This window comes from Pseudomonas farris, assembly GCF_019145235.1.
GTDB classification, from domain to species: domain Bacteria; phylum Pseudomonadota; class Gammaproteobacteria; order Pseudomonadales; family Pseudomonadaceae; genus Aquipseudomonas; species Aquipseudomonas farris.
Genome location: NZ_JAHSTV010000014.1, coordinates 1 through 26487 on the forward strand (window position 1 = coordinate 1; position 26487 = coordinate 26487).

Annotated in this window: 26 protein-coding genes; all 26 read right to left on the reverse strand. The window is 59.2% G+C overall.

Going from position 1 to position 26487, the window contains the following annotated elements:
* Window positions 1-18: 18 nt before the first annotated feature.
* The 26 genes from KVG95_RS25340 to pseB all read right to left on the reverse strand — a co-directional run bounded on the left by KVG95_RS25340 (window position 19) and on the right by pseB (window position 26469).
* Window positions 19-1374, reverse strand: coding sequence for a flagellar hook-length control protein FliK (locus KVG95_RS25340; RefSeq protein ID WP_217858355.1), 1356 nt, complete (start codon window positions 1372-1374; stop codon window positions 19-21).
* A 105-nt stretch (window positions 1375-1479) separates the two neighbouring features.
* The gene (locus KVG95_RS25345; protein ID WP_217858356.1) at window positions 1480-1827 is read right to left on the reverse strand and encodes an Hpt domain-containing protein; all 348 of its coding nucleotides are present in this window, start codon (window positions 1825-1827) and stop codon (window positions 1480-1482) included.
* A 31-nt stretch (window positions 1828-1858) separates the two neighbouring features.
* Window positions 1859-3562 (reverse strand): ATP-binding SpoIIE family protein phosphatase, encoded by a 1704-nt coding sequence (locus tag KVG95_RS25350; RefSeq protein ID WP_217858357.1) that lies wholly within the window; start codon window positions 3560-3562, stop codon window positions 1859-1861.
* Between the two features lie 2 nt (window positions 3563-3564).
* Window positions 3565-3870: an STAS domain-containing protein gene (locus tag KVG95_RS25355; RefSeq protein ID WP_217858358.1), complete on the reverse strand. Its 306-nt coding sequence runs from the start codon at window positions 3868-3870 to the stop codon at window positions 3565-3567.
* A gap of 166 nt (window positions 3871-4036) precedes the next feature.
* Window positions 4037-4486, reverse strand: a complete 450-nt coding sequence (gene fliJ / locus KVG95_RS25360) for a flagellar export protein FliJ (RefSeq protein WP_217858359.1) — start codon at window positions 4484-4486, stop codon at window positions 4037-4039.
* 6 nt (window positions 4487-4492) lie between these two features.
* A complete protein-coding gene (gene fliI, locus KVG95_RS25365; RefSeq protein WP_217858360.1) occupies window positions 4493-5851 on the reverse strand; it encodes a flagellar protein export ATPase FliI in 1359 nt (452 codons plus the stop codon).
* Window positions 5841-6650: a flagellar assembly protein FliH gene (fliH, locus tag KVG95_RS25370; RefSeq protein WP_217858361.1), complete on the reverse strand. Its 810-nt coding sequence runs from the start codon at window positions 6648-6650 to the stop codon at window positions 5841-5843. Before fliH ends, fliI begins: the two co-directional genes overlap by 11 nt.
* Window positions 6651-6657: 7 nt before the next feature.
* Window positions 6658-7677 carry a flagellar motor switch protein FliG gene (gene fliG, locus KVG95_RS25375; RefSeq protein ID WP_007894195.1) on the reverse strand — a complete coding sequence of 340 codons (1020 nt, stop codon included), beginning with the start codon at window positions 7675-7677 and terminating at the stop codon, window positions 6658-6660.
* Window positions 7670-9457: a flagellar basal-body MS-ring/collar protein FliF gene (gene fliF / locus KVG95_RS25380; protein ID WP_052966713.1), complete on the reverse strand. Its 1788-nt coding sequence runs from the start codon at window positions 9455-9457 to the stop codon at window positions 7670-7672. The genes fliG and fliF overlap by 8 nt, the downstream gene beginning before the upstream one ends.
* A 15-nt stretch (window positions 9458-9472) precedes the next feature.
* Window positions 9473-9802, reverse strand: a complete 330-nt coding sequence (gene fliE / locus KVG95_RS25385) for a flagellar hook-basal body complex protein FliE (RefSeq protein ID WP_010456962.1) — start codon at window positions 9800-9802, stop codon at window positions 9473-9475.
* A gap of 189 nt (window positions 9803-9991) precedes the next feature.
* Complete coding sequence (locus KVG95_RS25390) at window positions 9992-11377, reverse strand: sigma-54-dependent transcriptional regulator (RefSeq protein ID WP_217858362.1); 1386 nt, start codon at window positions 11375-11377, stop codon at window positions 9992-9994.
* Window positions 11378-11382: 5 nt separating this feature from the next.
* Window positions 11383-12588 (reverse strand): sensor histidine kinase, encoded by a 1206-nt coding sequence (locus KVG95_RS25395; RefSeq protein WP_217858363.1) that lies wholly within the window; start codon window positions 12586-12588, stop codon window positions 11383-11385.
* A 128-nt stretch (window positions 12589-12716) separates the two neighbouring features.
* Window positions 12717-14192 carry a sigma-54 dependent transcriptional regulator gene (locus tag KVG95_RS25400; protein WP_007894189.1) on the reverse strand — a complete coding sequence of 492 codons (1476 nt, stop codon included), beginning with the start codon at window positions 14190-14192 and terminating at the stop codon, window positions 12717-12719.
* Window positions 14193-14364: 172 nt separating this feature from the next.
* Window positions 14365-14661, reverse strand: coding sequence for a flagellar protein FliT (gene fliT / locus KVG95_RS25405; protein WP_052966715.1), 297 nt, complete (start codon window positions 14659-14661; stop codon window positions 14365-14367).
* A 10-nt stretch (window positions 14662-14671) separates the two neighbouring features.
* A complete protein-coding gene (gene fliS, locus KVG95_RS25410; RefSeq protein ID WP_217858364.1) occupies window positions 14672-15067 on the reverse strand; it encodes a flagellar export chaperone FliS in 396 nt (131 codons plus the stop codon).
* A 126-nt stretch (window positions 15068-15193) separates the two neighbouring features.
* On the reverse strand, window positions 15194-16633 hold the full coding sequence (gene fliD, locus KVG95_RS25415; RefSeq protein WP_217858365.1) for a flagellar filament capping protein FliD: 1440 nt from the start codon (window positions 16631-16633) through the stop codon (window positions 15194-15196).
* A gap of 82 nt (window positions 16634-16715) precedes the next feature.
* The gene (locus KVG95_RS25420) at window positions 16716-17084 is read right to left on the reverse strand and encodes a flagellar protein FlaG (protein ID WP_217858366.1); all 369 of its coding nucleotides are present in this window, start codon (window positions 17082-17084) and stop codon (window positions 16716-16718) included.
* Window positions 17085-17155: 71 nt separating this feature from the next.
* Window positions 17156-18001: a flagellin domain-containing protein gene (locus tag KVG95_RS25425; protein WP_217858367.1), complete on the reverse strand. Its 846-nt coding sequence runs from the start codon at window positions 17999-18001 to the stop codon at window positions 17156-17158.
* Between the two features lie 249 nt (window positions 18002-18250).
* Entirely contained in the window at window positions 18251-18517 is a 267-nt protein-coding gene (locus KVG95_RS25430; protein WP_217858368.1) for a hypothetical protein, read from the reverse strand.
* Entirely contained in the window at window positions 18514-19806 is a 1293-nt protein-coding gene (locus KVG95_RS25435; RefSeq protein ID WP_217858369.1) for a motility associated factor glycosyltransferase family protein, read from the reverse strand. Before KVG95_RS25435 ends, KVG95_RS25430 begins: the two co-directional genes overlap by 4 nt.
* Window positions 19807-19889: 83 nt before the next feature.
* Window positions 19890-20816: a ketoacyl-ACP synthase III gene (locus KVG95_RS25440; protein WP_038979567.1), complete on the reverse strand. Its 927-nt coding sequence runs from the start codon at window positions 20814-20816 to the stop codon at window positions 19890-19892.
* Window positions 20817-21045: 229 nt separating this feature from the next.
* Window positions 21046-22098: a pseudaminic acid synthase gene (gene pseI, locus KVG95_RS25445; RefSeq protein ID WP_217858370.1), complete on the reverse strand. Its 1053-nt coding sequence runs from the start codon at window positions 22096-22098 to the stop codon at window positions 21046-21048.
* Window positions 22095-23594 (reverse strand): UDP-2,4-diacetamido-2,4,6-trideoxy-beta-L-altropyranose hydrolase, encoded by a 1500-nt coding sequence (pseG, locus tag KVG95_RS25450; protein ID WP_217858371.1) that lies wholly within the window; start codon window positions 23592-23594, stop codon window positions 22095-22097. The genes pseI and pseG overlap by 4 nt, the downstream gene beginning before the upstream one ends.
* Window positions 23591-24286: a pseudaminic acid cytidylyltransferase gene (pseF, locus tag KVG95_RS25455; protein WP_217858372.1), complete on the reverse strand. Its 696-nt coding sequence runs from the start codon at window positions 24284-24286 to the stop codon at window positions 23591-23593. Before pseF ends, pseG begins: the two co-directional genes overlap by 4 nt.
* 21 nt (window positions 24287-24307) lie before the next feature.
* Window positions 24308-25471 carry a UDP-4-amino-4,6-dideoxy-N-acetyl-beta-L-altrosamine transaminase gene (pseC, locus tag KVG95_RS25460; protein ID WP_217858373.1) on the reverse strand — a complete coding sequence of 388 codons (1164 nt, stop codon included), beginning with the start codon at window positions 25469-25471 and terminating at the stop codon, window positions 24308-24310.
* On the reverse strand, window positions 25468-26469 hold the full coding sequence (gene pseB / locus KVG95_RS25465) for a UDP-N-acetylglucosamine 4,6-dehydratase (inverting) (protein ID WP_030130522.1): 1002 nt from the start codon (window positions 26467-26469) through the stop codon (window positions 25468-25470). Before pseB ends, pseC begins: the two co-directional genes overlap by 4 nt.
* Between the last annotated feature and the right edge of the window lie 18 nt (window positions 26470-26487).

Below are 26487 nucleotides of genomic sequence, written 5' to 3' on the forward strand. Positions count from 1 at the left end.
AAGGCTTTCTGCGTTTGATCAGGCGTAGTAGTCGACGGCGCTGGTGCCAATCACGCTGGCAGTGTTGGCGGCTACTTCAGCGACAGTAGCAGGGAGTTCTTCATCGACAGAATCGAGGCGACCGCCACTAGCGTTGGTACGTCCACCTTGCCCCTGTTGAGCCTGCTCCTGACCCTGTCCCTGCCAGCCACGAGACTGATCGGAAACGTTGACGTCGACCTGTCCCATGCCCTGCTGCGCGAACATGTCACGCAAGCGATGCATTTGCCCGTCGAGCGCTTCGCGAACGCTGGGGTGGGCGCTCATGAAAGTCACCTGGGTCTGCTGATCCGGAACCATGTTCACCCGAATATCGAGGCGCCCCAGTTCGGCCGGTTGCAACTGGATATCGGCCGCCTTGAGATTGGCGCTGGACAGGTACATGACCCGGTTGACCACTTCTTCGGTCCAACCGCTCTGATGCATGGCGATTGGCTGATTCACCGGCAATGCATTGGCAGTCTTCGGCGTTGCCGCCTGAGTCAGTGCCGCCAGACGGTTGGCGAAATCATCGACACGAGTATCGCTGCTGGCGGACTTGAGGTCCTTGAGGCCGTCATCGATCAGGCCACTGAAAGCCTTTTCGCCACCCTGGCTGGTGCTGTCCTGATCGGCCTGCACATCGAGCATGCTCGCCATGCCCGCGGTAAAGTTTTGCGCCGAAGTCGGCTCGCCGTCGACTTGAGCCGAGGCTGGTGCCGCTTTTGGCTGGGCCTGGCTGGCGGCCGAAACGTGCCCGCCCTGCTCCATGGCCATGCGCACGACTGGCAGCGCATCGAGAGGGTCGGCTTCGGGGTCGAAATCTGGATCGATGGTCGCAACAGTCTGTGCCGCTGCCGTGGTAACGACGGCGGCGACAGGTGCCTCAACGGGTTGCACAGTGGCCACAACGGCTGGGGTTTCCGGCACAGCGGCTGGCACCACCGGCTGCATCAACGCAGGATCGAGGGCCGGATCGACAGGCGCGGTATTGGCCACCGGCGTCGACGCCTCGGACGGATCCGACGTGTCATTGCTGGCCGTCTTGTCGTCAGCCTGCGCCGGTTTATCGGCGGGCAAGGATTTGCCGCTATCGGCAACAGTCGGTTCTGGGGCGGCAGACTTGTCGTTGATCACGTCTTTTTTGCCGACGCTGTCCGAGACTTTGTCGCGTGCGGGTTTAGCCGAGCCATCCGCCAGGGCGGAGGGTTTATTCTGGGCCTGATTGGCATAGACCTGAGCGAAGCTGGTGGCCTTGTCCCCGGGCTCAGCTGTCAGCGCCGGAGCATTGGCGGACGCGGCTTGAGCCTTGGCCGTCGTGGCGGCCTGAAGAAGAATGTTTGGGGTAACGGGCATAAAACGGTCTCCGCTGCACTGGGATCGTAGGTACAGTTGAGAAACTTATTAGCAAGGGTCGAGCCAGCTTTGTTCGCTGACCGCTAAAAGCGTCGGACGGTAGTTTTATTCAGCAAGGGAACGCTGACGTTCCGCTTCGTAGAGTGGCCGGACAATGGCAAATTCGCCGTCAATTTCTCCGACCAGCGCCTCAATGCCTTCGAGGCTTTTCTGCTTGGCTCGCTGCTCCAGCTCATGGCACAGCTCGGCCAGCCGGGTAGCGCCCATATTGCTGCTGCTGCCTTTGAAACTGTGCGCAGCGGCGCCCAGTTTATCGGCATCGTCAGCCTGACGTAGCAGAGTCAGGCGCTCTTCGGAATCGGCGAGAAAGGTATCGAGCAATTCTGGATACCCGTCTTCCATAACTTCCTGCAACGCGCTCAGCACGTCACGGTCCAGATGTGTATCAGCCACTTGTTCACTCCTTGATCAAGAATGCCTGGGATTATGCCAGAGCCTCCCAGAAGAACTCCACGTGAGCACTTCGACCATTATCGGTCCAGCGTGCATGATGGCTCAATTGACGGATCAAACTGACGCCACGTCCCGACAGACGGACACCATCGACGGGACGCTCCATCACCCGGGCCACATCGAAGCCCTTGCCACTGTCTTCGACCCGAATCGACAAACAACCGCCCTCACCTTTTGGCATCACCTGCAAATGCACCCGCACATAACCGTCGCGCAATTCGTCCAGGCGCGCATTGCGCTGCTGATAATAACGCGCAAAACCCGAAGCATCGCGCTTCAGACTCGAATCCAGGCCCAGCACGCCATGCTCCAGGGCATTGGAATAAAGCTCTGCCAGCACACTGTAGAGTGCGCCACTCTGAGCCCGCAGGCCATGCACCTCAAGCAGCAACTGCAACAAGTACGGCAGCGGATTGAATCGCTTGAGCGTGGCGGCGCGGAACTCGAAACTCACCGACCAGTCCAGCGGACTGGATTGGCCGCTGTCGGAGTACACCGGCGCTGGCGGACTCAGTTGCGCAGCCTCCAGCAGACTGACCTCGACCATGCTCACGTCATCGCGGGCCTCCCCGCGAAAGTCCCGCAGGGCCTGTTCGATCTCTTCGAACAGCGCATCAGGCTGACGATTGGCCGCAAACACCTGCTCCAATCGTTCTACGCCAAACAATTGTTCATTGGCATCGCAGGTATCGATCACCCCGTCAGATAGCAGAAACACCCGATCCCCGACGGCCATCGGGAACACCTCAGTGCGGTCATCGAAGGTTTGCGGACTCAGCACGCCCAGCGGCAAGTGCCTTGCCGTCAGAGCGATACGTTCGCCGCTGGCGGTGCTGTGCAAGTAACCGTCGGGCATCCCGCCGTTCCAGACCTCCACCGATCCTCGCTGAAAACTCAGGCACAGCAAAGTCGCACAGCAGAACATGTCCACCGGCAGAATACGTTTGAGCTTGGCGTTCATCTCGCGCAGGGTTTCGGACAAACCGTAGCCCTTGGCCGTCATGCCATAGAAGACTTCAGCCAAGGGCATCGCGCCGACGGCGGCCGGCAAACCATGACCGGTGAAATCGCCGAGCAACACATTCATGTCGCCAGCAGGGGTGAACGCGGCCAACAACAGATCGCCATTGAACAGCGCATAGGGCGATTGCAGGTAACGAATATTCGGTGCGTTCAGACAACCGGAGTGGGCGACCTTGTCGAACACGGCTTTGGCTACCCGTTGTTCGTTGAGCAAGTAATCGTGGTGCCTGGCGATCAGGTCGCGCTGCTCCAGCACCGTAGCTTGCAAACGTCGCAAGCGATCCATGGCCTTGATTTTGGCGGCGAGGATCACCTGGTTGTAAGGCTTTGCCAGAAAATCGTCGCCCCCGGCCTCCAGACAACGGGCCAGCGCCTCGCTTTCGGTCAGCGACGTCAAAAAGATGATCGGCACCAGGGTTTCGCCGGCCAGCGCCTTGATCTGCTGCGCAGCCTCGAAACCGTCCATCACCGGCATCATGGCGTCCATCAGCACCAGGTGCGGTCGTTGCGAGCGGAACGCTTCGACCGCCTCGGCGCCATTGGCTGCCGTCAGCACTTCATGGCCCTGGCGCCGGACGATAGTCGACAGCAGCAGGCGATCAGCCGCGCTGTCTTCAGCGATCAGTATCGTCAGCGGTTCGAGCGGCTGCATGATCAACTGATGTCGAACAACTTGTCGAAGTTGGAAATGGCGAGGATTTTCTTCACATCGGAACTGCTGTTGACGACGCGAATATCGGAACTGTCGCCACCGGCGTGATCACGCAGCAAGAGCAGCATGCCCAGTGCCGAGCTATCGAGATAAGTGGCTTTCTTCAGGTCCACCACAATGGACTCGGGTTTACTGTTGAGTCGCTCGTAGGACTCGCGAAACTCCTGATGCCGACCGAAATCGAATCGTCCCTCGATCGAAATCGTCAGCTTTTTCCCATCCTGAGATACTTCTGTAACGACTGACATTTCACGGCTTCCTTGTCATTGGCGAACGTACGTGTACAAGGTTTAGCACTTGATAGGGGCTGGAGCAAGGTCAAAAGATCGCAGCCTTCGGCAGCTCCTACATTGACCGAATGCAAACCCGATCCTGTAGGAGCTGCCGAAGGCTGCGATCTTTTAAAACCGGCACTCAATACGGATCATGACGCGGCAACCGCTGGGACAGTTCATCCAGCAACTTCTGCTCGCGCTTGTCTTCCAGTTGCCGCGCCTCATCCCTGTAGCGCTGAACCAGTTTGCGCAAGCCTTCGACCCGGGCAAACGCCTGCTGCCAGGCTTCCCGGGACTTGTCCAGATTGTTTTGGTGCCAGTTCAGGCTCTGACGCTGCTGGTCGATGGCCGTGCCCAGTTGTGCGAGAAAGCCCTGATAACCCAGCAACCATTGGCCCGACACGCCGCTACTGCCGCGCACGATCCATTGTTCCTGGTATTCGAGGCGGAAGTTTTCCAGGTCGGCGAGTTTGCTTTCCGCCAGACGAACCTGGCCCTGGAAGTGCCCGAGGCGCATGACCGCGGTTTTTTCGGCCTTTTCGGCCATTTCCACCACAGGTGCAAGGCGTGCCGCGCGGCTCTGGGCCATGGCTGGTTAGCCGCCCGCTGCCGGGGCGAAGATCGAGGCGAGATGGTTTTCGCTGGCGCCCATGCCGATGTTGTCGTTCAAGCCCTGGCGCAGGTACATGGTCATGGCTGGTTGCAGATTGATCGCGGCGTCAGTTTCCCGGTCACCGCCGGGCACATAGGCGCCGACGCTGATCAGGTCGCGGCTCTGCTGATAGCGTGACCAGTATTGCTTGAACATCTGCGCGTGGTTCAAGTGCTTGATGCCCACCACCGACGGCATGACCCGACTGATGGACGCTTCGATATCGATAGCCGGGTAATGCCCTTCCTCGGCCAGACGTCGGGACAGCACGATGTGCCCGTCGAGCACGCCCCGCGCCGAGTCGGCGATCGGGTCTTGCTGATCGTCGCCTTCGGACAATACGGTGTAAAACGCAGTGATCGAACCACCGCCCTTTTCGGCATTACCGGCCCGCTCCACCAGTTTCGGCAACTTGGCGAACACCGACGGCGGATAGCCCTTGGTCGCCGGTGGTTCGCCGATGGCCAGGGCGATTTCCCGCTGGGCCTGAGCGAAACGGGTCAGGGAATCCATGAGCAACAGGACGTTCTTGCCCTTGTCGCGGAAATATTCGGCGATTCGCGTGCAGTACATGGCCGCGCGCAGACGCATCAGTGGCGCATCGTCCGCCGGCGACGCCACCACCACCGAACGCTTGAGCCCTTCTTCACCAAGGATGTGCTCGATGAATTCCTTAACTTCTCGACCGCGCTCACCGATCAGCCCGACGACGATAATGTCGGCCTCGGTGAAGCGGGTCATCATGCCCAACAGCACACTCTTGCCCACGCCGGTACCGGCGAACAGCCCGAGCCGCTGACCACGACCGACCGTCAACAAACCGTTGATGCAGCGAATGCCCACGTCCAGCGGCTGGCTGATCGGGTCACGCTTGAGCGGGTTGATGGTCGGGCCGTCCATCGGCACCCAATCTTCAGCCTTCATCCCGCCCTTGCCATCCAGCGCGCGACCGGCGCCATCGAGCACCCGCCCGAGCATGCTCATGCCCATCGGCAAGCGACCGGTATCGGCCAAGGGCACCACACGGGCACCAGGGGCGATGCCGGCGACGCTGCCGACCGGCATCAGAAAAACTTTGCTGCCAGAGAAGCCCATGACTTCAGCTTCGACCTGCACCGGGTGATAGCTGTCGTCGTTGATGACCATGCAGCGGCTGCCCATGGCGGCGCGCAAGCCTTCGGCTTCGAGGGTTAAGCCGACCATGCGCAACAGACGACCTTCGAGGATTGGCGCACCGGCAAGCTCCGTGGCCTCGGCATAGCTACCGAGGCGCTTGGCGAAACTGGTGCGATCAAGGCGCATCGGGGTCGTCCAGTTCCGGCTCGACCGGGGCAACCGCAGGCTTTTCGTCAACCGGCAGTTCCAGGCTCAAATCCGGCGCGGCCGGGTGCAGCGCCTGATCGTGCAATTGATCGAACAGCTTGGCCATGACTTGGGTAACACGGGTTTCGATGGTGGCGTCGATGCGACTGTGTTCAGTCTCAACCCGGCAACCGCCCGGCAACAAGGACTCGTCCTCAACGATGCGCCAGGTTTCTTCATGTCGCTCGCGCAGGGCTTTGACCTGTTCGAAATCCTGCGGATTGACGTACAGCCGCACGTTGCCCACACCCAGCGGCAAGAGTTTGAGCGCTTCGCGCATGACGTGTTCGATCTGCGTCGAGTCGATGGCCAGTTCGCGCTGAATCACTTGTTTGGTGATGTGCCGCACAAGGTCGACCAGCGACTTTTCGATCTGGGTGTCCTGCTCGGCAATCGGCTCGAACAGATTGACCATCAGTTGTTCCAGGCCAGCGATCTTGGCCGTCAGGGCCACTTCGGCTTCCTGACGGACTTTGAGCGTGGTGCTGTGAAAACCTTCTTTCTCGCCAACAGCGAAGCCTTCGTTGTAGGCCTCCTGGCGAATGCTTTCGAGCTCTTCGAGGGTCAGTGGCTGGACTTCTTCCAGCGGCACTTCTTCCATTTCCGGCGGTTCGGGCTCTGGCTCCGGCTCGGGTTCCGGCACAAACGGATCGAAGCTGGGCAGTGACCAGATATCGAAACCACCGACGTCCTTGGCACGGATCAGGTCGGTATTGGACTCATCATGTTTGGACGACATAGTGACCTTAAATCATCTCTTCGCCGCCCTTCCCGCCGAGAACGATTTCTCCGGCTTCGGCCATACGGCGGGCAATGGTGAGGATTTCTTTCTGCGCGGTTTCCACATCGCTGACGCGCACCGGGCCTTTGGCCTCGAGGTCGTCGCGCAACAGTTCGGCCGCCCGTTTGGACATGTTCTTGAAAATCTTCTCCTTGACGCCTTCGTCCGAACCCTTGAGGGCCAGCACCAGGACGTCCGAGGACACTTCGCGCAACAGCGCCTGAATGCCGCGGTCGTCGACATCGGACAAGTTGTTGAACACGAACATGAGGTCTTCGATCTGACCGGACAGGTCTTCGTCGACTTCGCGGATCGAATCCATCAACTGACCTTCGATCGAGCTGTCGAGGAAGTTCATGATGTCGGCCGCACGCTTGATGCCACCCAGGGTGGTGCGCGAGGCATTCGAGTTGCCGGAGAACTGCTTCTCGAGAATCTGGTTGAGTTCTTTCAGGGCCGCGGGCTGCACAGTGTTCAGCGAAGACACTCGCAGGATAATGTCTAACCGGACCTTGTGGTCGAAGTTACCCAGTACTTCACCGGCCTGATCCGGGTCGAGGTACGCCACCACGATTGCCTGGATCTGCGGGTGCTCGTAACGGATCACGTCGGCGACGGCGCGCGGTTCCATCCACTTCAGGCTGTCGAGGCCACTGGTGTTGCCGCCCAGCAGGATCCGGTCGATCAGGCCGTTGGCCTTGTCTTCGCCCAGGGCCTGGGTGAGCATTTTTCGCACGTAGTCATCGGAGCCGACGCCCAGGCTGGTCTGGTCGCCGACGATGTCGACGAACTCGCTCATGACCTGTTCGACCTGCTCGCGGTGCACGTTGCCCATCTGGGCCATCGCCACACCCACACGCTGGACCTCTTTGGGCCCCATGTGGCGCAGCACTTGCGCGGCGTCGGTAGAACCCAGGGACAGCAGCAGAATCGCGGCTTTGTCGACCTTGGTCAGTTTGGCGGCAACGGCTCGGTTATCACTCATCTGCGTTAATCCACTCTTTTACGACCTGGGCCACGCGACCCGGATCTTCTGCCACCAGACTCTTGATTGCGTTCAATTGTGCGTCATAGCCCTCGCTCGGGCTCGGCAGCAGGATGCTGGTCGGGCCACCGAGGCTGACGCGGTCGTTGGCCAGTTCGCCGTCCAGGCCGCCCATGCCACCGAGCTCGACGTCACTGCCCAGGCCTGCGAGTTGCTTGTCTTTGCCGCCACCAGTGATGTTGTTGAGCACCGGACGCAGCACGCCGAACACCAGCACCAGGATGAACAACACACCCAGCACTTGCTTGACGATGTCCCAGAACCACGGCTGGGAATAGAACGGAATTTCGGCGATCACTTCACCGCGCTCGGCGGAGAACGGCATGTTGATCACGCTGACGCTGTCGCCACGGCTGGCGTCGAAACCGACCGCATCCTGTACCAGACGGGTGAAGCGCGCCAGTTCATCGGCGCTCCACGGCGCACGAGTCGTTTCGCCGTTGGCCGCATTGACCTTGACCTGATCATCCACCACCACCGACACCGACAGGCGATTCAAACGACCCTGTTGTTGTTTGGTATGGCTGATGGAACGGTCGAGTTCGAAGTTCTTGGTGGATTGTTGACGCTTGTCGGCCGGGTACGGCGCCAGCATCGGCTGGCCGGTGGCCGGGTCCATGATTTGCTGACCGTTAGCATCGAGCAATGGCTGGCCTGGCTGCACCATACCGGCCGACGCGGTGGCGCCACCGGTGGTTTGCGGCGCCGAGGCTGGCGACGGCGGCTGGTTGCTCAGGGCACCCGGCACACCTTGCGGGCCATTGCTGGCGGTACGTTGTTCGTTGACCGATTGCTCGCTGCGCAACGCTGGCTGATCCGGATTGAACTGCTCGGAAGTCGACTCGACGGCACTGAAATCCACATCGGCCGAGACTTCGGCTTTATAGCGGTCATTGCCCAACACCGGTTGCAGGATGTTGTGCACACGCTGGGTCAGCATGCTTTCCATGCGGCGGCTGTAATCGAATTGCTTGCCGGCCATGGTCAGTTCGGAGTTTTCCGCCTGATCCGACAGCAGGTTGCCCTTCTGGTCGACCACGGTGATCTGCGACTTGCTCAGTTCAGGAACGCTGGTCGCCACCAGATTGATGATGGCGATGACCTGGCCTGGCTCCAATGAGCGACCGGAATAGAGTTCAACCAGAACCGAAGCGCTGGGCTTGCGTTCATCACGCACGAACACCGAGCTTTTCGGAATCGCCAGGTGCACGCGGGCACCCTTGACGTTGTTCAGGCTGGAAATGGTCCGGGCCAGTTCGCCTTCGAGGCCGCGACGATAACGGGTTGCTTCCATGAACTGGCTGGTACCCAGCCCCTGCTCCTTGTCGAGGATCTCGAAACCGATGTTGCCGTCGCTGGGAGTGACACCAGCGGCCGCGAGCTTGAGCCGCGCACGGGACAGGTCATCGGCCTTGACCAGCAAGGCACCGGAGTTCGGTTCAACGGTATAGGGAATATCTGCGGCGGCCAGGGTTTCCATGACCTGCTTGGCATCCATGCCGGCAAGGCTGCCGTACAGAGGCCGGTAGTCTGGCTGCTGGGACCACAACACCACGGCAAAACCAATCGCCACGCTCGCAGCCAGGCCGACCAACAGGCCCACCTGACGCAACATGGTCATCTCGGAGAGGTTTTCCAGGAAGGACAACCCGAACAGCGGCGGTTTGCCGTCTATTGGGGTGGCCTTGGCCGGAACATTATCGGCGATTGCTTCTGCCATGACTCAATCTCGTCCTTAAACCGGCATCTGCATGATGTCTTGGTAAGCCTGAACCAGCTTGTTACGCACTTGGGTCAGTGCCTGAAAAGACACGCTGGCCTTCTGTGAGGAAATCATCACGTCCGTCAGGTCGACGCCGCTTTTGCCGATCTCGAAGGCACTGGCCAACTGACTGGACGCCTGCTGGGTGTCGTTCACTTTATTGACGGCCTGACCGAGCATGTCGGAAAAGCTGCTGCCACCCAATTCAGGGACTGCGGCAGTCGATTTCGGCGCAGACATGGCATCCATTTGCATGGAGCGCATGTCCAGCATCAATCGATTGAATTCAATACCTTGGCTCATGGTTTCTCTCTTTGACGAAGCTACGTCTTTGGCTACCCGCAATTTTTTGACACTCACTCGGCGGGTAGTGAGGTGTTAGCAACAAGGGTGCCAGCTCGGTGGCCGCTCTAAACAAAAGCCTTCCGGGCTTTGCTTTAACCATGAATCACCGCAAAACAAATGTGGGAGCGGTGTTGCTTGCGTCAACTTTCAGGTGGCGAACAAGTAGCCTTCCACGTCCATTCCGGCGTCGCGCATCTGCGCCAGCTTGTAACGCAAGGTGCGCGGGCTGATGCCCAGTCGCTCCGCGGCTTCTTTGCGACGGCCGCGCTCAGAGCGCAAGGTGTCGATGATCATTTGGAATTCACGGCGCCGCAGGTCATCGCCGAGGGCGCCCGCCGATTCGGCTTCGACTTCTACTGCGCGCACGGGTGTCGGCGCCAATGCCGGCAACGGCGCGCACGCCACAGGTCCGACCAGGCAGAAATCCTGCGGCTGGATCAAGCCGCCCTGCTGCAGAATCAAAGCACGCTGGATCGCGTTATCCAGCTCACGCACGTTGCCCGGCCATGGATAACCGATCAGGCACGCCTGCGCCTCAGGCGAGAGCTTCGCCGCAGCATGCTTCATTTTATTGACGTGTTTGGCCAGCAGTCGCTCGGCCAGCGGCAGGATGTCGGCGGTGCGCTCGCGCAACGGACGCCAGGCCAGCGGAAACACCGACAGGCGATAGTAAAGGTCTTCACGAAAACGCCCCGCCGCCACTTCAGCGGCCAGGTCACGGTTGGTGGTGGCGACCACTCGGATGTCCAGCGTGATCGGCTTGCGTGCGCCGACTCGCTCGACTTCACGCTCCTGCAATACCCGCAGCAACTTGGCCTGCAGGCCGAGGGGCATTTCAGAGATTTCATCGAGCAGGATCGTTCCGCCATCGGCCTGCTCGAACTTGCCGGCCTGCGCCGCGATGGCGCCAGTGAAGGAACCCTTTTCGTGACCGAACAAGGTGGCTTCGAGCATGTTGTCCGGGATCGCTGCACAGTTGATCGCAATGAACGGCTGACTGACGCGGTGAGAGTGCTGATGGATGTATCGCGCCAGCACTTCCTTGCCGGTTCCGGACTCACCAGAGATCAACACCGTGGAGTCACTGCGCGCCACCCGTGCGGCCAATTCCAGCAATTGCGCACTGGCCGGCTCGAACGCCACAGGTCCCTCGCTCTCGGTTACGCCGAGATTGCCCAAGGCGTGACGCGCCACCAGATCGAGCAAGGCTTTGGGTTCGAACGGCTTGACCAGGTAATCGGCTGCGCCCTGACGCATGGCGTCGACTGCGCGCTCGACCGCACCGTGAGCAGTCATCAGCAGCACCGGCAGCTGCGGCTGACGAGCCCGTAGCAATCCCAGCAGTTGATGACCGTCCATGCCCGGCATGTTGACGTCGCTGAGCACCAGGTTAAACGCCTCGGCGCCGACAGCCTCTAGCGCCTCTTCCGCCGAACCGACCGCCGTGTAATCGTGCCCGGCAAGCAACAGCGTATCAGCCAATGCTTCCCGTAGCGCGCGGTCATCCTCGACCAGTAAAACCTTGATGGCCATGTCCTTCACGTCGCTCCCTGAGCACTGGATTGTTCCGCAGAAAAAAGCGGCAAGATCACTTGTGCGCAAGTGCCGCGACCCAGGCGCGAGCGCAGCTGCAATTCTCCCTGATGGGCGCGGGCCACTGCCTTAACCACGGTCAGGCCCAGGCCGGTGCCGGTGGTTTTGGTGGTAAAAAATGGCTCGCCCAGTCGCGCCAGCACCTTCGTGTCGATACCACTGCCGCTGTCGCTGACGCACAGCCGCAGGTTGTTGCCGCGGGTATACAGGTGAACTTTCAAACGGACATCGCCGGCACTTGCCTGAATGGCGTTCTCGATCAGATTGAGGATCGCCCCGACCAAGGTGTCGCGATTGCACAGCAACTCACCGGCATGACTGTCGCACTGCCAGCGAATCGGCAGGTCCTGAACATGGGTCAGCGCTGCCGCTTGAAGCGACTGCATCAGCATCTTGGGGGTGACGCGGTCAGTCAGCGGCAGCTCGCCGCGAGCGAATACCAGCATGTCGCGAACCTGGTGTTCCAGCTCATGCAGGCGCTCTTTCAGGCGCCCGGCAAAACGTTGCTGGGTCTCGACCGGCAACTCCTGCTCAGTCAAATGACTGGCATAGAGCAACGCAGCGGACAATGGTGTGCGAATCTGATGAGCCAACGATGCGACCATGCGACCGAGAGACGACAGGCGCTCATGACGAGCCAGTTGATCTTGCAGATGACGGGTTTCAGTCAGGTCGTTGAGCAGCACCAACTGGCCGGGCTCGGCATCCAGCGAGCGCGTGGCGATCGACAAACGCCGACCGTCCTTGAGAGAGATTTCGTGACCGTCATCCTCGCGCGGAGCAAAGCATCGAGCGATCACATGACGCCACAGCTCGCCTTCGAGCGGCAGGCCGAGCAGTTCACTTGCAGCGGGATTGGCTTCGCGCACGATGCCTTGGGCGTCGATGACGATGACGCCGCCGGGCAACAGATCGAGGAGATTTTGCAGACGGTTGGCCAGGCGTTCCTTTTCCGCCAGCTCCTGCATGCGTTGAGCACTGACCACCGCCAGCTCGCCCTTGAGCTCGGTGACCCGGGCTTCGAGCATGCTGTAGGAATCGGTCAATTGGCTCGACATCTGGTTGAACAGCGCAAACGCCTGCTCAAGGCCAAGCCGGCTTGCCTGCTCTACGGACGACGGTTGCCCCGAAGCATCTGGGACAGGAGACATCTGGGCGGCTGGGGGCATCGTGCTCTCTCGCGTGGTTGACCGTCAGTTAAACGGAACGTTGCGAGGGATGTAGCAATACCCGTGCCTAAAAAAAACCGCTTATAAATGAAGGAGTTGAAAAACAGGCGTCAATCATCCGCCTGTTCATCTCCGTCACGACGGCTCATGCCGTACTTGCGCATCTTCTCCACCAGCGTGGTACGACGAATACGCAGCCGTTCTGCCGCCCGTGCCACGATGCCATTGGCATCATCCAGCGCCTGCTGAATCAGCCCTTGTTCCAAACCGCCGAGGTAGTCCTTCAGGTCCAGGCCTTCCGGCGGCAGCAGGGCATTGGCGGTGAAGTCGGGGGTATGACCGTTGATGGCCACTCGCTCTTCAAGATCGCTGCGCAGGCTGTCGACCAGTTGCTCGTCTTCGTCATCGACGTAGCGGAATTTCTTCGGCAACTCGACCACACCGATCACCCCGTACGGATGCATGATCGCCATACGCTCCACCAGGTTGGCGAGCTCGCGAACGTTGCCCGGCCAGCCGTGACGGCACAGCGACATGATCGCTGCCGAGTTGAAACGGATCGAACCGCGCTTCTCGTGCTCCATGCGAGAGATCAACTCGTTCATTAGCAACGGGATGTCTTCGACGCGTTCGCGCAATGGCGCCATCTCGATCGGGAACACGTTCAAGCGATAGTAGAGGTCTTCGCGGAAAGTGCCGATCTCGATCATGCTTTCGAGATTCTTGTGGGTCGCCGCAATGATCCGCACATCGACGCTTTGGGTCTTGTTGCTACCCACACGCTCAAAGGTGCGCTCCTGCAAGACACGCAGCAGCTTGACCTGCATCGGCAGCGGCATGTCACCGATTTCGTCGAGGAACAAGGTACCGCCGTTGGCCAGCTCGAAACGCCCGGCGCGACTGGTGATCGCTCCGGTGAAGGCGCCCTTCTCGTGACCGAACAATTCGCTTTCCAGCAACTCGGCCGGGATCGCCCCGCAGTTGACCGGAACGAACGGCGCGTCACGACGCTTGGAGTGGTAGTGCAGGTTACGCGCGACCACTTCCTTGCCGGTCCCGGACTCGCCGAGGATCAGCACGCTGGCGTCGGTGTCGGCGACTTGCTGCATCATCTGACGGACGTGCTGAATCGCCCGACTGGTGCCGACAAGGCTGCGGAAAAGATTGGGTTCACGGTGACGACCGCGCTCACGGGCCTGGTCATACATCTCGCGATAGACCTGGGCACGGTGCAACGAATCGAGCAATTTGCTGTAGCTGGGCGGCATTTCGAGAGTCGAAAGCACTCGGCGACGCTGGTCTTCTGGTAAGTCAATGGAAGAATTATCACCCATTAACAAAACTGGAAGGAACTCATCCCAGGTTGAGAGTGTCTTTAACAGGCCCAAAAGTGCACCAGGAGCATTTACCGTCCCGATGAGGACACAGATTACTTCACGACTTGATGACAAAGAGCCGACCGCCTGCTGCCAGTCATGGCTGCCACAGGGTAAATTTTCTTCGCCAAGAAAATTTAAAATCACCGCCAAGTCGCGGCGGCGGACGCTATCGTCATCAATCAGCAGAATTTTGGTTTCACGCCACATGCAATAGCAACTTCCCTAGTCAACTCAATGCCCAAAATGAGGGGCAAGCTAGACGCTTGCAGACACGTTATGCCTGTAGACGCCTGAAATCTGGAACCAGCCACTAGTTAAGTCAAAAAACCGTGCACAGTCAAATTTATGGCGCACTATGTTTGGATTAACTGAGGGTTAACTACCCAAACAGATGGTAAACCTTTGCCGCGTTCTGCGCTTGGTGGATCTGCGACATCTCATCGACTATCGCTTGGCGCTCCCCCGTCGCCGCCTCCAGAAGCTGTTTATACACTCCCAGCAACTCCTCAAGGTTGTCGCGCAACGCGGCCTCGTCCACCGAAGCTTCACTCAAGACGTCTTCCATGCAGGAACGGCAAGCCAGGTCCAATTCACCAATGGCTTCCCAATTGCGCTCGGCCAATGCCCCGACGAGGGCATCGCGGGTTTGTTCGATTCGCTGCAAGACAAGACTCATGGTGATCTCCTTAAAACTGCGGACCCGGCGCGGCAATGGCATCCCAACCGTCTTTGACCGTGCGAAGCAGGTCGGCGACTTCGTCGAGAATTTTTGGATCGGTCTTGAGATTGGCTTCAGCCAGACGCTTCATCATGTAGGTGTAGAGGTTATCCAGCTCAGTCACCGAGTCAGCCTGGTTTTCCAGATCCAGACCTTCACGCAGACCTCCGATGATGCCGATGGCCTTGCCGATCAGAACGCCTTTGTTGGCGACATCCTTGCGCTCCATGGCACCTTTGGCCTGAGCGATGCGATCCAGACCACCTTCCATAAGCATTTGCACCAGACGATGAGGACTGGCCTCGGAAGTCTGGGCTTGCGCGCCAATCTTCTGATACTGCCGAAGGGCTAACATCGGGTTCATGCTGTACCTCATTCAAACTCTGTGATTCGTATATTCACTCTATCGACACGGCGTCAAAAATCTTTAGACCAAACCAAAAAAAGCCCGACAAGCGGAATCCGCTGCCGGGCTTTTGGCGTTTATGCACTACGAGGCGTTTTTCTGCGCGTTCATCGCCTCGAACATTGAGGTGATGTTACTGGCAGTTGCCTTGAGTTTGCCGACCAGAGAATCCATGTCGTTGTATTTTTTGGTCAGCACAGCAGTCAGCGTCTCGATACGGCGATCCAGGGCTGCCTGCTGGTTGGCCAGATTCGACTTGGTCTTGGCCAGGCTGGTCGAACGGGCATCGAGGATACCCTCGCTGCCCGTGACCGTGTAAGGGGTGATTGCATCGTTCATGCGCGTCAGCAAGCCCTTGGCGGCATCGCCAGTCGCCGTCGGATCACCCAGGAACAGCTTCTGAACCTCACCACCGAGCTTTTGGGTATCCATCGCGGTCGTGAACTTGGTGCTATCGAAATCCAGCGCACCGGTTTTCTGATTGGTGGTGATGCCCAGTTGCGACAGAACAGTGAGCTTGTCACCTGCGCCGGTAGTGACCAACGGCTGACGAATGGATGCCAGAATGCCGCGCGCCAATGGGTCACCGGTGAGTGCAGCGGCGATGGTCGGATTGCCATCGTCATCCAGAGAAGGTTTGGTCAACGCATTAACACTGGTCACAACCTGGTTATATGCGTCAACGAAAGCTTGAATGGATTTTTTCAGGCCATCACTGTTCGGGCCGACCGTCACTGTCGTCTCACCACCACCGGCGACCAGATTCAGGGTCAAGCCGGAAATAGCTGCGTCAACCTTGTTACTTTTACTGGTCAGCGCAAGCCCGTCCACGGTGAACTTGGCGTCCACCGCGAATTCGCCGATGGCACCCGCCGAAGTAGCGGTCGGTGTTGCACCCATTTGCTGGCCGGCATTGATCTCCAGACCCGCAATACCGCTGAGGGTGATATCGGAACCGGCACCGGTCACCGTGGAACCCAACACCAGACGCGAACCAAACGAGTCAGTCACGATGTTGGCACTGAAGCCATTGGCGCCTTGCTGGGTGTTAATCGCATCCCGAACCGACTGCAACGTCGCGCCCGCCGGAATGGTTACAGAACTGGAAACGCCATTTTGCGTGATATTGAGCGTGCCGCTTGGGATAGCACTGCTGGTACCGCCGGCAAATGCTGCGGTGGCCACTTTGGATGAGGTCGCCAGATTAGTGACCTTGACCACGTAAGTACCGTTGACAGCCGTGTTACTCGCTACAGCGGTCAATACTTTCGCGTCGGCGGAGGTGGCGTTAAAGCCCAGGAATTGCGGAGTCTGCGTATTGCCCAGATTCTTGATTGCAGTCTGGAAGTTCGCCAGGACACTTTTGAGGGAACCAATACCGGAAATCTGCGCGGTGTTGGTGGTCGTCTGACGGTCGATCTGGTTCTGTTTGGCTGCTTTGTCGGCGTTGACCAAGGCTTTGACAATAGCACCGGTATCAAGGCCAGAGCCTAAACCTGTGCCCGGTAGAATTGGACTTGCCATGCATATCTCCCTTCAGTGTGTCGCCGGTCTTTTGACCACTACAACGTCCAAAAGAACATAGCAACAATATTCATGCCAGCTGTCAGGCTTTCGCGCTGAACAACAAGCTGCTTGCATCATTCAAACTATTAGCCAGTTTCAGGACTTCTTCATTGGGGATTTGGCGAACCACCTCACCCGAGTCACTGGCAATAACCTTGACGACTACTTTTCCTGAAGGCTCGTCGATCGAGAACTCCAGATTGCGTTTGACCGACTGAACGAACTTTTCAATTTCCTGAACGGCCATCTTGAGTTTGTCCCGCTCGGATACCGCGTCGTTCTTTTGTTCATCATTGACCGGCGCCCCCACCAAGGCATCGGTTCGAGGCTTCTCCACCGGCTTGTCAGCAACAGTCGTCGCCGGCTTCGCAGCTGGATAAGACAAGTTCAGCTTAACGCTCATATCCATGTCCATCACCTCTTAAACTGAAAAAGCGAGAGAGCGCGCATACGCACTCCCCCGCCAAAACACATCAGCTATTACTGAAGCAGTTTCAGTACAGCGGATGGCAGTTGGTTGGCCTGGGCCAGAACTGCGGTGGAAGCTTGTTGCAGAGTTTGTTGCTTGGTCAGCTGTGCAGTTTCTGCAGCGAAGTCGGTATCTTGTACGCGGCTCAGTGCAGCACTGGCGTTTTCGTTGATGTTCTGCAGGTTGGAAATGGTAGTCGAGAAACGGTTTTGAGCAGCACCCAAGTCAGCGCGAGTGGCGTTGATGTTTGCCAGAGCAGCGTCGATAGCCGAGATAGAGGCATCAACGTTAGTATGGTTAGTTGTATTATCAACGCCGGAAATGACAGTACCGGTCATGCCCAGGGCGCTGGCGTCGAAGCTGGTCGACAGGGTCAGAGTGATCTGGTTGTCGGAAGTAGTGTTCGAACCTACCTGGAACTCCATCGCACCAGCAGTACCGTCGATCAGCGCTTTGCCGTTCAGGTTGGTCGACTGAGCGATACGGGTCAGTTCAGCGATCGACTGTTGGTATTCTTTGTCCAGAGCGGTACGGTCAGCGGTGCCGTTGGAGTCGTTTCGCGCTTGCAGTGCGATTTCACGCATACGCTGCAGAATGTTGGTCGACTCTTGCAGAGCGCCTTCAGCGGTCTGAGCGATCGAAACACCGTCGTTGGCGTTTTTGATAGCCATGGTCTGGCCACGGATTTGCGAAGTCATACGGGTAGCGATCTGCAGGCCGGCGGCGTCGTCTTTGGCGCTGTTGATTTTCAGGCCGGAGGACAGGCGGGTCATCGAGGTCGACAGTGCGTCCGACGCACGGTTCAGGTTCTTCTGAACACTCAGGGAAGTAGTGTTGGTATTTACTGTTAAAGCCATGACGAATTCCTCGTTGGTTGGGTACTGCGGCTTCCGGCCCTGGCAACCGCCCGGTATGGCCTAGAGAACCTTCGTAATAGTTATCGTCGCCAACGCAGGTTGCTTGAGGGGATTTTTAAAATTTTTTGCCATCACCCTGCCACCCCCTGTAAAACCAAGGCTTAGCGACGATCCAACCACCAAAAAATGACGCCAGAGAACTGCCACAACCCTTTCTTACAGCCCCGCTCCCGCTGATCTGCCACGGCATTACGCGGAATTGACAGCCATCAGCAAATCGATCAGTTCGTATTCAAGGTAGTCCGCCAGCGCCAGCCAATCCTGTCGTTCCTGGCTATCCAGCATGCCTGTCAGCAATGCCATCCACCGGGCCGCGATCTGGCTGTCTGCCCCGCCGACCCGCGACTGCACCCGCTCCGCTACCTCAACCATGACCAGCGCAGCCTCGACATCCCTTCCCAAGCGAAACAACGCTGAACATTGCCGGGCCTGATCAACGAGTAACACTTCGCTCATCGACTGAACTCCGGATGAAATGTCGTGCCGGCAATCATGGCTCCGGCTCGACTACTGTTGTAGAAGGCTACTTGTGGCTGCGCAGCGATATAGCGCTCCAGCTCACACAAGTAGCTGCGGAAGTTGAGCTGTGTCTTGACCCGCTGCCCATTCCCGTCCAACACCCAATGGCGAGCCGCGCCCAATTGCGGGCCAAGATCGCCATCATTCCAGCCGGCATGAGTCTTATTGTTGGGGAACGCGAAGTCAGCCCCGAACAGCGTGATCTGACTGGCCCCCATTTTCACCGCCAGATCCACCGCCGGATGAATCACGCTGCCGCCTGCAACCAGCCCGGCGCGAGGCAACTGCTCACGCAAATCACGAAAAACCGGGCTTGCCGAGTAGGCGACATAGCGTTTGCCTTGCCAGGCCTGCAACACGACAGGGTCCACCAGCGGCATGTAGACCAGTGTGGTATTTGCGCTGTCCTCGGGTGGCAGGTGACGCTGCGAGATACGCTGATCAATCGTGACGACCACATCCGGCTTGATGCCGTGCTCGATCAACGGCCGGTAAGCGGTATCGACACAAACGAACAGTGGTCGCGGGGTCTGGCCGCGAATGGATCGCAAGGTCACGAAGTGCTGTTCCAGGCTCGGCCCGGTGGCGATGACGAACATTGGCTGGCCAGCGTGTGTTGCGAACAATTGTGCGGCGTCGCTATCAATGCGGATCTGTTCGACACTTTCCAGCAGGCGTGCCGCTATTTCCGGAGTGTCCGGATCGAACTCACGGTTGTTGAATGTCAGATGGGTTTCGCTGATCAAGCGGTCTCGGATCCTGGCGTTGTAGTCATCGGCCAGCACCAGCTCTGATGGCAGGGCAAAGAACGGCAAACAAATCTCAGCCAGATCACCGGCATAGTGCAGCTGGACACGCGAATCGCTGAGCCACGACTGCTGATCGAGCAATTGCAAGACCAGCGCAAACACTGCGCCGTTGAGGATATGTACATGTAGTTGAATCGGCCCTGAACGCTGCAGCAGTTCCAGTTGCAGATCACCCAGCCCCGTGCCGTAAACATGCAACACCGGACTGTCGACCGGCAGGCTTTCGGCCTGAAGCTGCGCTTCGCGGATGCGGTCATGGCGACTGGTCAATTGAATGCCGTTGATGCTCAGGGTCGAGCCGAGCCCTTCCACCAGATCGGCCTGCAACGGGCCCGGATCTTCAGTCAGCAGACGCTCAGCCACGGCCGGCCAGCGGCGCTGGATGACCTCGGCGTTGCGCTCAAAGAACTCGCTCATGGAGCCTCGCTTTTCATTCGGGCAAAAAAATAGCGTTCAAGGTTACACCTTGAACGCTATTTTTGTGCCTGGCTTTTAGATGTTCAAGGGCGATAGATGATCGCCGAACCCCAGGACAGTCCTACCCCGAAACCACTCAGCGCCACGCGCTTCCACTTCGAGTCCAGCACGTGTTTTTCCAGCAGCAGCGGAATGCTCGACGACACGGTATTACCGGTCTCGACCATGTCCTTGATGAACTTCTCAGGCTCGCCCTCGAAACGCCGCGCCACGGCGTCGACAATTGCCGCGCTGCCCTGGTGAATGCAGAAGGCGTCGATATCGTCAGCCGTCAGGCCGGAGTCGCCCAGCAGCTCGTGCAAATGCGCCGGCACTTTGAGCAGCGCGAAGTTGAAGACCTGACGGCCGTTCATGAAGAACACCCCGTCGGAAACCTTCAGGTGCGGCGCGCCGGAACCGTCAGTGCCGAACTTGGCCTTGCCCAGCTGCCATGGTGCATCTTCGCCCATCCAGGTGGCAGTGGCGGCATCGCCGAAGAGCATGGTGGTGTTGCGGTCTTCCGGGTCGACGATCTTGGAGTACGGATCAGCGGTCACCAGCAAGCCATTCTTCAGGCCAGCAGCTTCCATGAAACCCTTGATGGCGTAGATGCCGTAGACGTAACCGGAGCAGCCCAGGGAAATATCGAACGCAGCCACGGTCGTCGGCAGGCCCAGTTTGTCCTGAACGATGGCGGCGGTGTGCGGCAGACCTTCTTCGTCACCATTCTGGGTAACGACGATCAACACGTCGATGGCTTCACGCTTCAATTCGGGATTGTTGGCGAATAGCGCGTTGACTGCTTCGACACACAGATCCGAGGTTTCCTGACCGGCATCTTTGCGCGGCAGGAAGGCCGAACCGATCTTGCCCAGGATGAATTCTTCATCCTTTTCGAATTTTGCACCTTGTGCGTAATTGTCCACGCCGGCTACAGGAACGTAGCTCGCAATGCTCTTTATGCCAATCATTACGGCTTCCCAATAATAAACAGCCCAATACCACCGCTCGCAAGGAATCGAGGGGCGCCGACAAACAACGAATAACGTCGCCCTCAAGGGGGCGACAGCAGGAAGAATAAAAGGCCATCACTGGGCTAAAAACAGTCCAGGCGCCATCTCCCCTTTTTATACAATACAGTGAAGATGCGCGTTATGACTCGCAGGTCACGCTATTTTGCCGAATCAGACCCACAACAGGTTATTCGACCAGCGACCAGTCCAACGGCGTTCCGCGTTTGATGGCTTGTCGGGCGCGGCGGCCCAGAAGGGCTTCAGCGTGTTTGGGGGCGAGCCCCAGGCCAGGCCGGATGGCCCGCAGATTGGCGGCGGTGAAAGGTTCTCCGGCGACCATGTCCTGAGTGATGTACAGCGAACGGCGGTATACCAGAGACTTGCGCTCGGCCTCGGTTACGCCGTAATGCACCTGGCCCATCGCCTGCCAAGCGCGTTCGGTTTCAATCACCAGGCTCGCGAGTTCAGCAGGCTCCAGGGAAAAACTGGCGTCCACGCCACCGGCGGCACGGTCAAGGGTGAAGTGTTTCTCCACCACCGTTGCCCCCAGCGCTACTGCAGCGACGGACACTCCGACGCCCATCGAATGATCGGACAAACCGACTTCACAGCCAAATAACTCACGCAGATGAGGAATGGTGCGCACATTACTGTTGGCTGGCGTCGCCGGGTACGTGCTGGTGCACTTGAGCAACACCAGATCCTTACAACCGGCCTCACGGGCGGCGCGCACGGTTTCATCGAGCTCGGCGATGCTGGCCATGCCGGTGGAGATGATCAGCGGCTTGCCGGTGGCAGCGACCCGCCGGATCAATGGCAGATCGGTGTTCTCGAAACTGGCAATCTTGTAGGCCGGCACGTCCAGGCTTTCGAGAAAGTCCACCGCCGTGTCATCGAACGGTGTAGAGAACGCCAGCATGCCCAGCGCTTTGGCCCGGGCGAAAATCGGCGCGTGCCATTCCCACGGCGTATGGGCCTTCTCGTACAGCGCGTACAGCGAAGAACCGGCCCACAGGCTGTTGGGGTCCTTGATGAAGAACGCGCCTTCGGACAGGTCCAGCGTCATGGTCTCGGCGGTATAGGTTTGCAGCTTCAAGGCATGCGCACCGGCCTTGGCCGCGGCTTCGACGATTTGCAGCGCCACGTCCAGCGACTGATTATGGTTGCCGCTCATCTCGGCAATGATGAACGGCGGCGCATCGGCACCGATCGAGCGGTTGCCGATCTTGAAACGGGTCATGGGTGATCCTTTAAAACGCGTGTGAACGCACAAGCACTCTGAGTGAAACCTGCCTCGCGGAAAACTTTCAGCGACGCCTGGTTGGCCGGCAGCACCTGAGCGGTGATGGCTTGCAGTGACGGCCAGTAAGCGGTCACAAAGGCTTCGCCCCGCGCCAGCAACGCCCTCCCCCAACCCAGGCCGATTCGGCTTTCGAACAAATAAATCGAGACTTCGGCATGAGCATCGTCGAGGTCATAACGCAGCACACCGACCGGACCGTCATTCGCCTCGGCGATCAACAGCAACCGCCGCGGGTTGCTCAGGCTCGCGGCCAGCCAGGCCTGATGCCGTTGCCAGTCGATGATGTGCGTGTCCAGCGACCAGCGCCGTACCGCCTCGGCATTGCGCCCGTCGAATAACAATTGCGCATCGTCCTGAGTGGCCTGACGAACCGGCAACACCGCCCCCGCCAGCGCTGCTGCGACCCGCTGCGCCCCACGGCCATCGACCAACTGCCGCGAACGTTCGGCCAGACTTTGACGAATTCCCTGATTGCCCACGACAAAACCGATGGTCTGGCGCAATTGCTCGACGCCGACCTGCTCGCGGTTGCCCAGGAACACATGAGCCCCCGAGGTCGCCATCACCTCGCCGTTGGCCTGCTGATTATTCGAGACCGCAATGCAGATCGTCGGCAGCCCCATGGCCGCCCGCTCCCAGCTGGTACCGCCACCGGCACCGATGAACAGATCGACCTCGGTCATCAGCCGGTAAAAGTCGCTGACAAAACTGTGCAGGCGCCAGTTCGGGCGATAGTCCACCAGACTCTGCATCTGCTCCCAGGCCGGGTTATCGGCACCCGCCACGAAATCGACTTCCAGCTCATGGAGGTCCGCCAGCGCCAACATCGCGTGGTGGGTCTGCATGGCCGCATCGAAACCGCCGAAGTTCACCAGCACTCGCCTGGCTCGAGGTTTGATCTCGATTGCCGGGCAACAGAACTCATCGCGCAGCAGGGCAAACCGTGGGCCCAGCAGGGTCTGGCAATCGGGCGTCAGCAGTGAGGCATAAGCCTCTGGCGTGCCCGACAGATTTTGATTGAGCAGCAGATCGACGCTGTATCGCCGAGTGGCCAAATCGTCCACCGCCGCGATTCGCGGAGCCCAGCGGCGGGCCGCGGTCTGCCAATGGTGATCGAGACCATAGTGGTCGACGATGATCCAGTCGAAAGCCGGATGACTTTCCAATGCTTGCCCCAGCGCAGCGATGTCCGCCTGCCACGGCAGCATCGACTCGATGGCCTGCTGTGGGTCTTCATCGGGATAGCGCTCCGGCAGCGCGAAAGTCTCGAAATCCTCAGACTGCAGACTGTCCAACCGATGCCCCGGCAACTGACGACAAGCGAAGGAAACATGCGCGCCCTGCTTGCGCAACACCCTGGCCAGGGTCAGGCAGCGGGCGATATGGCCAGTGCCGATGGTCGGCGATGCATCAGCGCGGATCAGTACCCTCATTGCAGCTCACCCCCAGCCTTCAAGGCGGAATAGAGATATTCGGCACGCGTCCAGTCTTCAAGCGTGTCGATATCCTGCACCAGATGCCGCGGCAGAATCACCGGCAGGCTTGCCGGCGAGAACAGCACATCGCCACGCAACCAGGCCTCGCTGCGCCCCCAGTAGAACTGGCCGGCATCTTGAAAAGCTTCGGGCAAGTCCTGGGAACGGGTCTCGCGAAATTCCGGGTAGAGCGAGGTCAAGGCGCCCTGCTCGTCCAGGGTCAAGGCCCGTTGTACCGGGAAGCCAAAACCGGCGACTGAAAACGCGAAAGACTTGTCCGGATGCTGCACCAACAACTCATGCCCCTGACGCAAATAACGCGCCTGCAACAGGGGCGCCGTCGCGTAGACGCAGCACGCATAGTCGAACGCTGGCAATTGCTTCAAAGCATGCACGATCACCGCTGCGGTCCCGGTGAAATCGTCGGCAAGCGCTACGGGCCGCATGAACGGCACTTGAGCCCCATGGGCCCGTGCGACCTCGGCGATCTCTTCATCGTCGGTGCTGACGATCACCTGGTCGAACAGATCCGATTCCAGCGCCGTGCGAATCGAACGGACGATCATTGGCACACCGTCGAACGGCTTGAGGTTCTTGCGCGGGATTCGCTTGCTGCCACCGCGGGCCGGGATGATCGCAACACTGCTCAAGATTCACTACTCCTCAAGTCACTACGCCTCAAGGATCAGTCGTCGCAATTGCTCGACCACATAATCCTGTTGTTCATCGCTCAGCAGAGGAAACAGCGGCAGGCTGATGGCCTCGGCGTAATAACATTCGGCCTGAGGGAAATCACCCTCGGCAAAACCCAGGTCGCGATAGTACGGCTGCAAGTGCAGCGGAATATAGTGCAGGTTCACACCCACCCCGGCCGCTCGCAAGCCTTCAAACACCTGTCGATGGCTGAGGCTGATCCGCTCCGGCTGCAAGCGCACCACGTACAAATGCCACGCCGATTCGGCCTCAGGCTGCGCGCTGGGCAAAGTCAGCGGCAAGTACGCCAGCAACCGGTCATAACGCGCCGCCAGTTCACGCCGACGCTCGATGAAACCATCGAGCTTGTTCAGCTGCGACAGACCGAGGGCCGCTTGCAGGTCGGTGATGCGGTAATTAAAGCCCAGTTCCACTTGCTGGTAGTACCAGGGACCATGGCTGAGTTCGGTCATCTGCGCAGGGTCACGGGTCATGCCGTGGCTGCGCAGGCGCTGCAAGCGCTCGGCCAGCTCCGGGCGATTGGTCAGCACCATGCCGCCTTCGGCGCTGGTGATGATCTTCACCGGGTGAAAACTGAACACCGTCATCGCCGCGAATTCGCCGCAACCCACCGGACGCCCGGCATAAGACGCACCGACCGCGTGGGAGGCATCCTCGATCACGGTGAAACCATAGCGCTCGGCCAGTTCGGCGATCATGCGCATATCGCAGCTCTGCCCGGAGAACGCCACCGCCACCAGCACTTTCGGTAGTTTGCCGTCGCGCTCGGCGATCTCAAGCTTCGACGCCAAAGTGTAGGCGTCGAGGTTCCAGGTCAGCGGATCGATATCGACAAAATCGACCTCGGCGCCGCAGTAGCGACCGCAGTTGGCCGAGGCCAGAAAAGTGTTCGGCGTGGTCCACAAGCGATCACCCGGCCCGAGGCCGGCGGCGAGACAGGCAATGTGCAGCGCCGCCGTGGCGTTGCACACCGCCACCGCGAAATCGGCCTGGCAACGCTCGGCCATGGCCTGTTCGAAACGCTCGATGGTCGGCCCTTGCGTCAGCCAGTCGGACTGCAACACGGCAACCACCGCATCGATGTCCGCCTGATCGAGGCTTTGCCGACCGTAGGGAATCATGCCGACAGCTCCGCGTGCAGGTCAGCGATCTGGCCGACCGACAGGAAGTGCGGGTTGGTGTCGGAGCGGTACTCGAAATCCTCGCTCACCGGCCGGCCCTGCTCGCCCAGTTTGTCGACGGCAAAATCCACGTCAACGCTGGTGAAACGAATCGACGGCTGAATGGTGTAGTGATCATCGAATTCCAGGGTCATGCGCGCGTCGTCCAGCGGCACCATCAGCTCATGGAGTTTTTCCCCCGGACGAATGCCGACGTTTTTGTGCGGCAAATGTTCAGCCATGCCCCGCGCCAGATCGACGATGCGAATCGACGGGATCTTCGGCACAAACACTTCGCCGCCGTGCATGCGGGCGAAACTGTCGAGCACAAACTTCACACCGTGATCGAGGGTGATCCAGAAACGCGTCATGCGCTCATCGGTGATCGGCAGCTCTTTGGCGCCCTCGGCAATCAGTTTGCTGAAGAACGGCACCACCGACCCCCGCGAACCGGCGACGTTGCCGTAGCGCACGACGGCAAAGCGGGTCTGCTGTTCACCGGCAATGTTGTTGGCGGCCACGAACAGTTTGTCCGACAGCAGCTTGGTCGCGCCGTACAGGTTGATCGGGCTGGCGGCCTTGTCGGTTGACAGCGCGACGACTTTTTTCACGCCGTTGTCGATGGCAGCGGCGATGATGTTTTCCGCGCCGTTGACGTTGGTACGGATGCATTCGGTGGGGTTGTATTCCGCCGCAGGCACTTGTTTCAGGGCCGCGGCATGCACCACGTAATCGATGCCGCGCATGGCCTGACGCAAACGCTCGGCATCGCGCACATCACCGATGAAGTAACGCATGCACGGCGCGTTGAACGTCTGCTGCATCTCGTACTGCTTCAGCTCATCGCGGGAAAATACCACCACCCGTTTGGGTTGATATTGCTCCAGCAGCCGGCGGATGAAATTGCGCCCGAACGAGCCGGTGCCGCCAGAGATGAAAATCGATTTACCGTTGAACATGCCTTGAGTCCTTTTACC

Bases quoted from the DNA above. Each gene is read 5' to 3' on its own strand.
- KVG95_RS25350 (WP_217858357.1), bottom strand. From the start codon at position 3,562: ATGCAGCCGCTCGAACCGCTGACGATACTGATCGCTGAAGACAGCGCG.
- pseI (WP_217858370.1), bottom strand. From the start codon at position 22,098: ATGACCCGTTTCAAGATCGGCAACCGCTCGATCGGTGCCGATGCGCCG.
- KVG95_RS25390 (WP_217858362.1), bottom strand. From the start codon at position 11,377: ATGGCCATCAAGGTTTTACTGGTCGAGGATGACCGCGCGCTACGGGAA.
- fliI (WP_217858360.1), bottom strand. From the start codon at position 5,851: ATGCGCCTTGATCGCACCAGTTTCGCCAAGCGCCTCGGTAGCTATGCC.
- pseC (WP_217858373.1), bottom strand. From the start codon at position 25,471: ATGATTCCCTACGGTCGGCAAAGCCTCGATCAGGCGGACATCGATGCG.
- KVG95_RS25355 (WP_217858358.1), bottom strand. From the start codon at position 3,870: ATGTCAGTCGTTACAGAAGTATCTCAGGATGGGAAAAAGCTGACGATT.
- KVG95_RS25395 (WP_217858363.1), bottom strand. From the start codon at position 12,588: ATGTCTCCTGTCCCAGATGCTTCGGGGCAACCGTCGTCCGTAGAGCAG.
- fliG (WP_007894195.1), bottom strand. From the start codon at position 7,677: ATGAGTGATAACCGAGCCGTTGCCGCCAAACTGACCAAGGTCGACAAA.
- fliE (WP_010456962.1), bottom strand. From the start codon at position 9,802: ATGAGCCAAGGTATTGAATTCAATCGATTGATGCTGGACATGCGCTCC.
- KVG95_RS25400 (WP_007894189.1), bottom strand. From the start codon at position 14,192: ATGTGGCGTGAAACCAAAATTCTGCTGATTGATGACGATAGCGTCCGC.
- KVG95_RS25435 (WP_217858369.1), bottom strand. From the start codon at position 19,806: ATGAGCGAGTTCTTTGAGCGCAACGCCGAGGTCATCCAGCGCCGCTGG.
- fliJ (WP_217858359.1), bottom strand. From the start codon at position 4,486: ATGGCCCAGAGCCGCGCGGCACGCCTTGCACCTGTGGTGGAAATGGCC.
- fliF (WP_052966713.1), bottom strand. From the start codon at position 9,457: ATGGCAGAAGCAATCGCCGATAATGTTCCGGCCAAGGCCACCCCAATA.
- KVG95_RS25430 (WP_217858368.1), bottom strand. From the start codon at position 18,517: ATGAGCGAAGTGTTACTCGTTGATCAGGCCCGGCAATGTTCAGCGTTG.
- KVG95_RS25425 (WP_217858367.1), bottom strand. From the start codon at position 18,001: ATGGCTTTAACAGTAAATACCAACACTACTTCCCTGAGTGTTCAGAAG.
- fliS (WP_217858364.1), bottom strand. From the start codon at position 15,067: ATGAACCCGATGTTAGCCCTTCGGCAGTATCAGAAGATTGGCGCGCAA.
- fliD (WP_217858365.1), bottom strand. From the start codon at position 16,633: ATGGCAAGTCCAATTCTACCGGGCACAGGTTTAGGCTCTGGCCTTGAT.
- KVG95_RS25420 (WP_217858366.1), bottom strand. From the start codon at position 17,084: ATGGATATGAGCGTTAAGCTGAACTTGTCTTATCCAGCTGCGAAGCCG.
- KVG95_RS25440 (WP_038979567.1), bottom strand. From the start codon at position 20,816: ATGATTGGCATAAAGAGCATTGCGAGCTACGTTCCTGTAGCCGGCGTG.
- fliH (WP_217858361.1), bottom strand. From the start codon at position 6,650: ATGTCGTCCAAACATGATGAGTCCAATACCGACCTGATCCGTGCCAAG.
- pseG (WP_217858371.1), bottom strand. From the start codon at position 23,594: ATGAGGGTACTGATCCGCGCTGATGCATCGCCGACCATCGGCACTGGC.
- pseB (WP_030130522.1), bottom strand. From the start codon at position 26,469: ATGTTCAACGGTAAATCGATTTTCATCTCTGGCGGCACCGGCTCGTTC.
- fliT (WP_052966715.1), bottom strand. From the start codon at position 14,661: ATGAGTCTTGTCTTGCAGCGAATCGAACAAACCCGCGATGCCCTCGTC.
- KVG95_RS25340 (WP_217858355.1), bottom strand. From the start codon at position 1,374: ATGCCCGTTACCCCAAACATTCTTCTTCAGGCCGCCACGACGGCCAAG.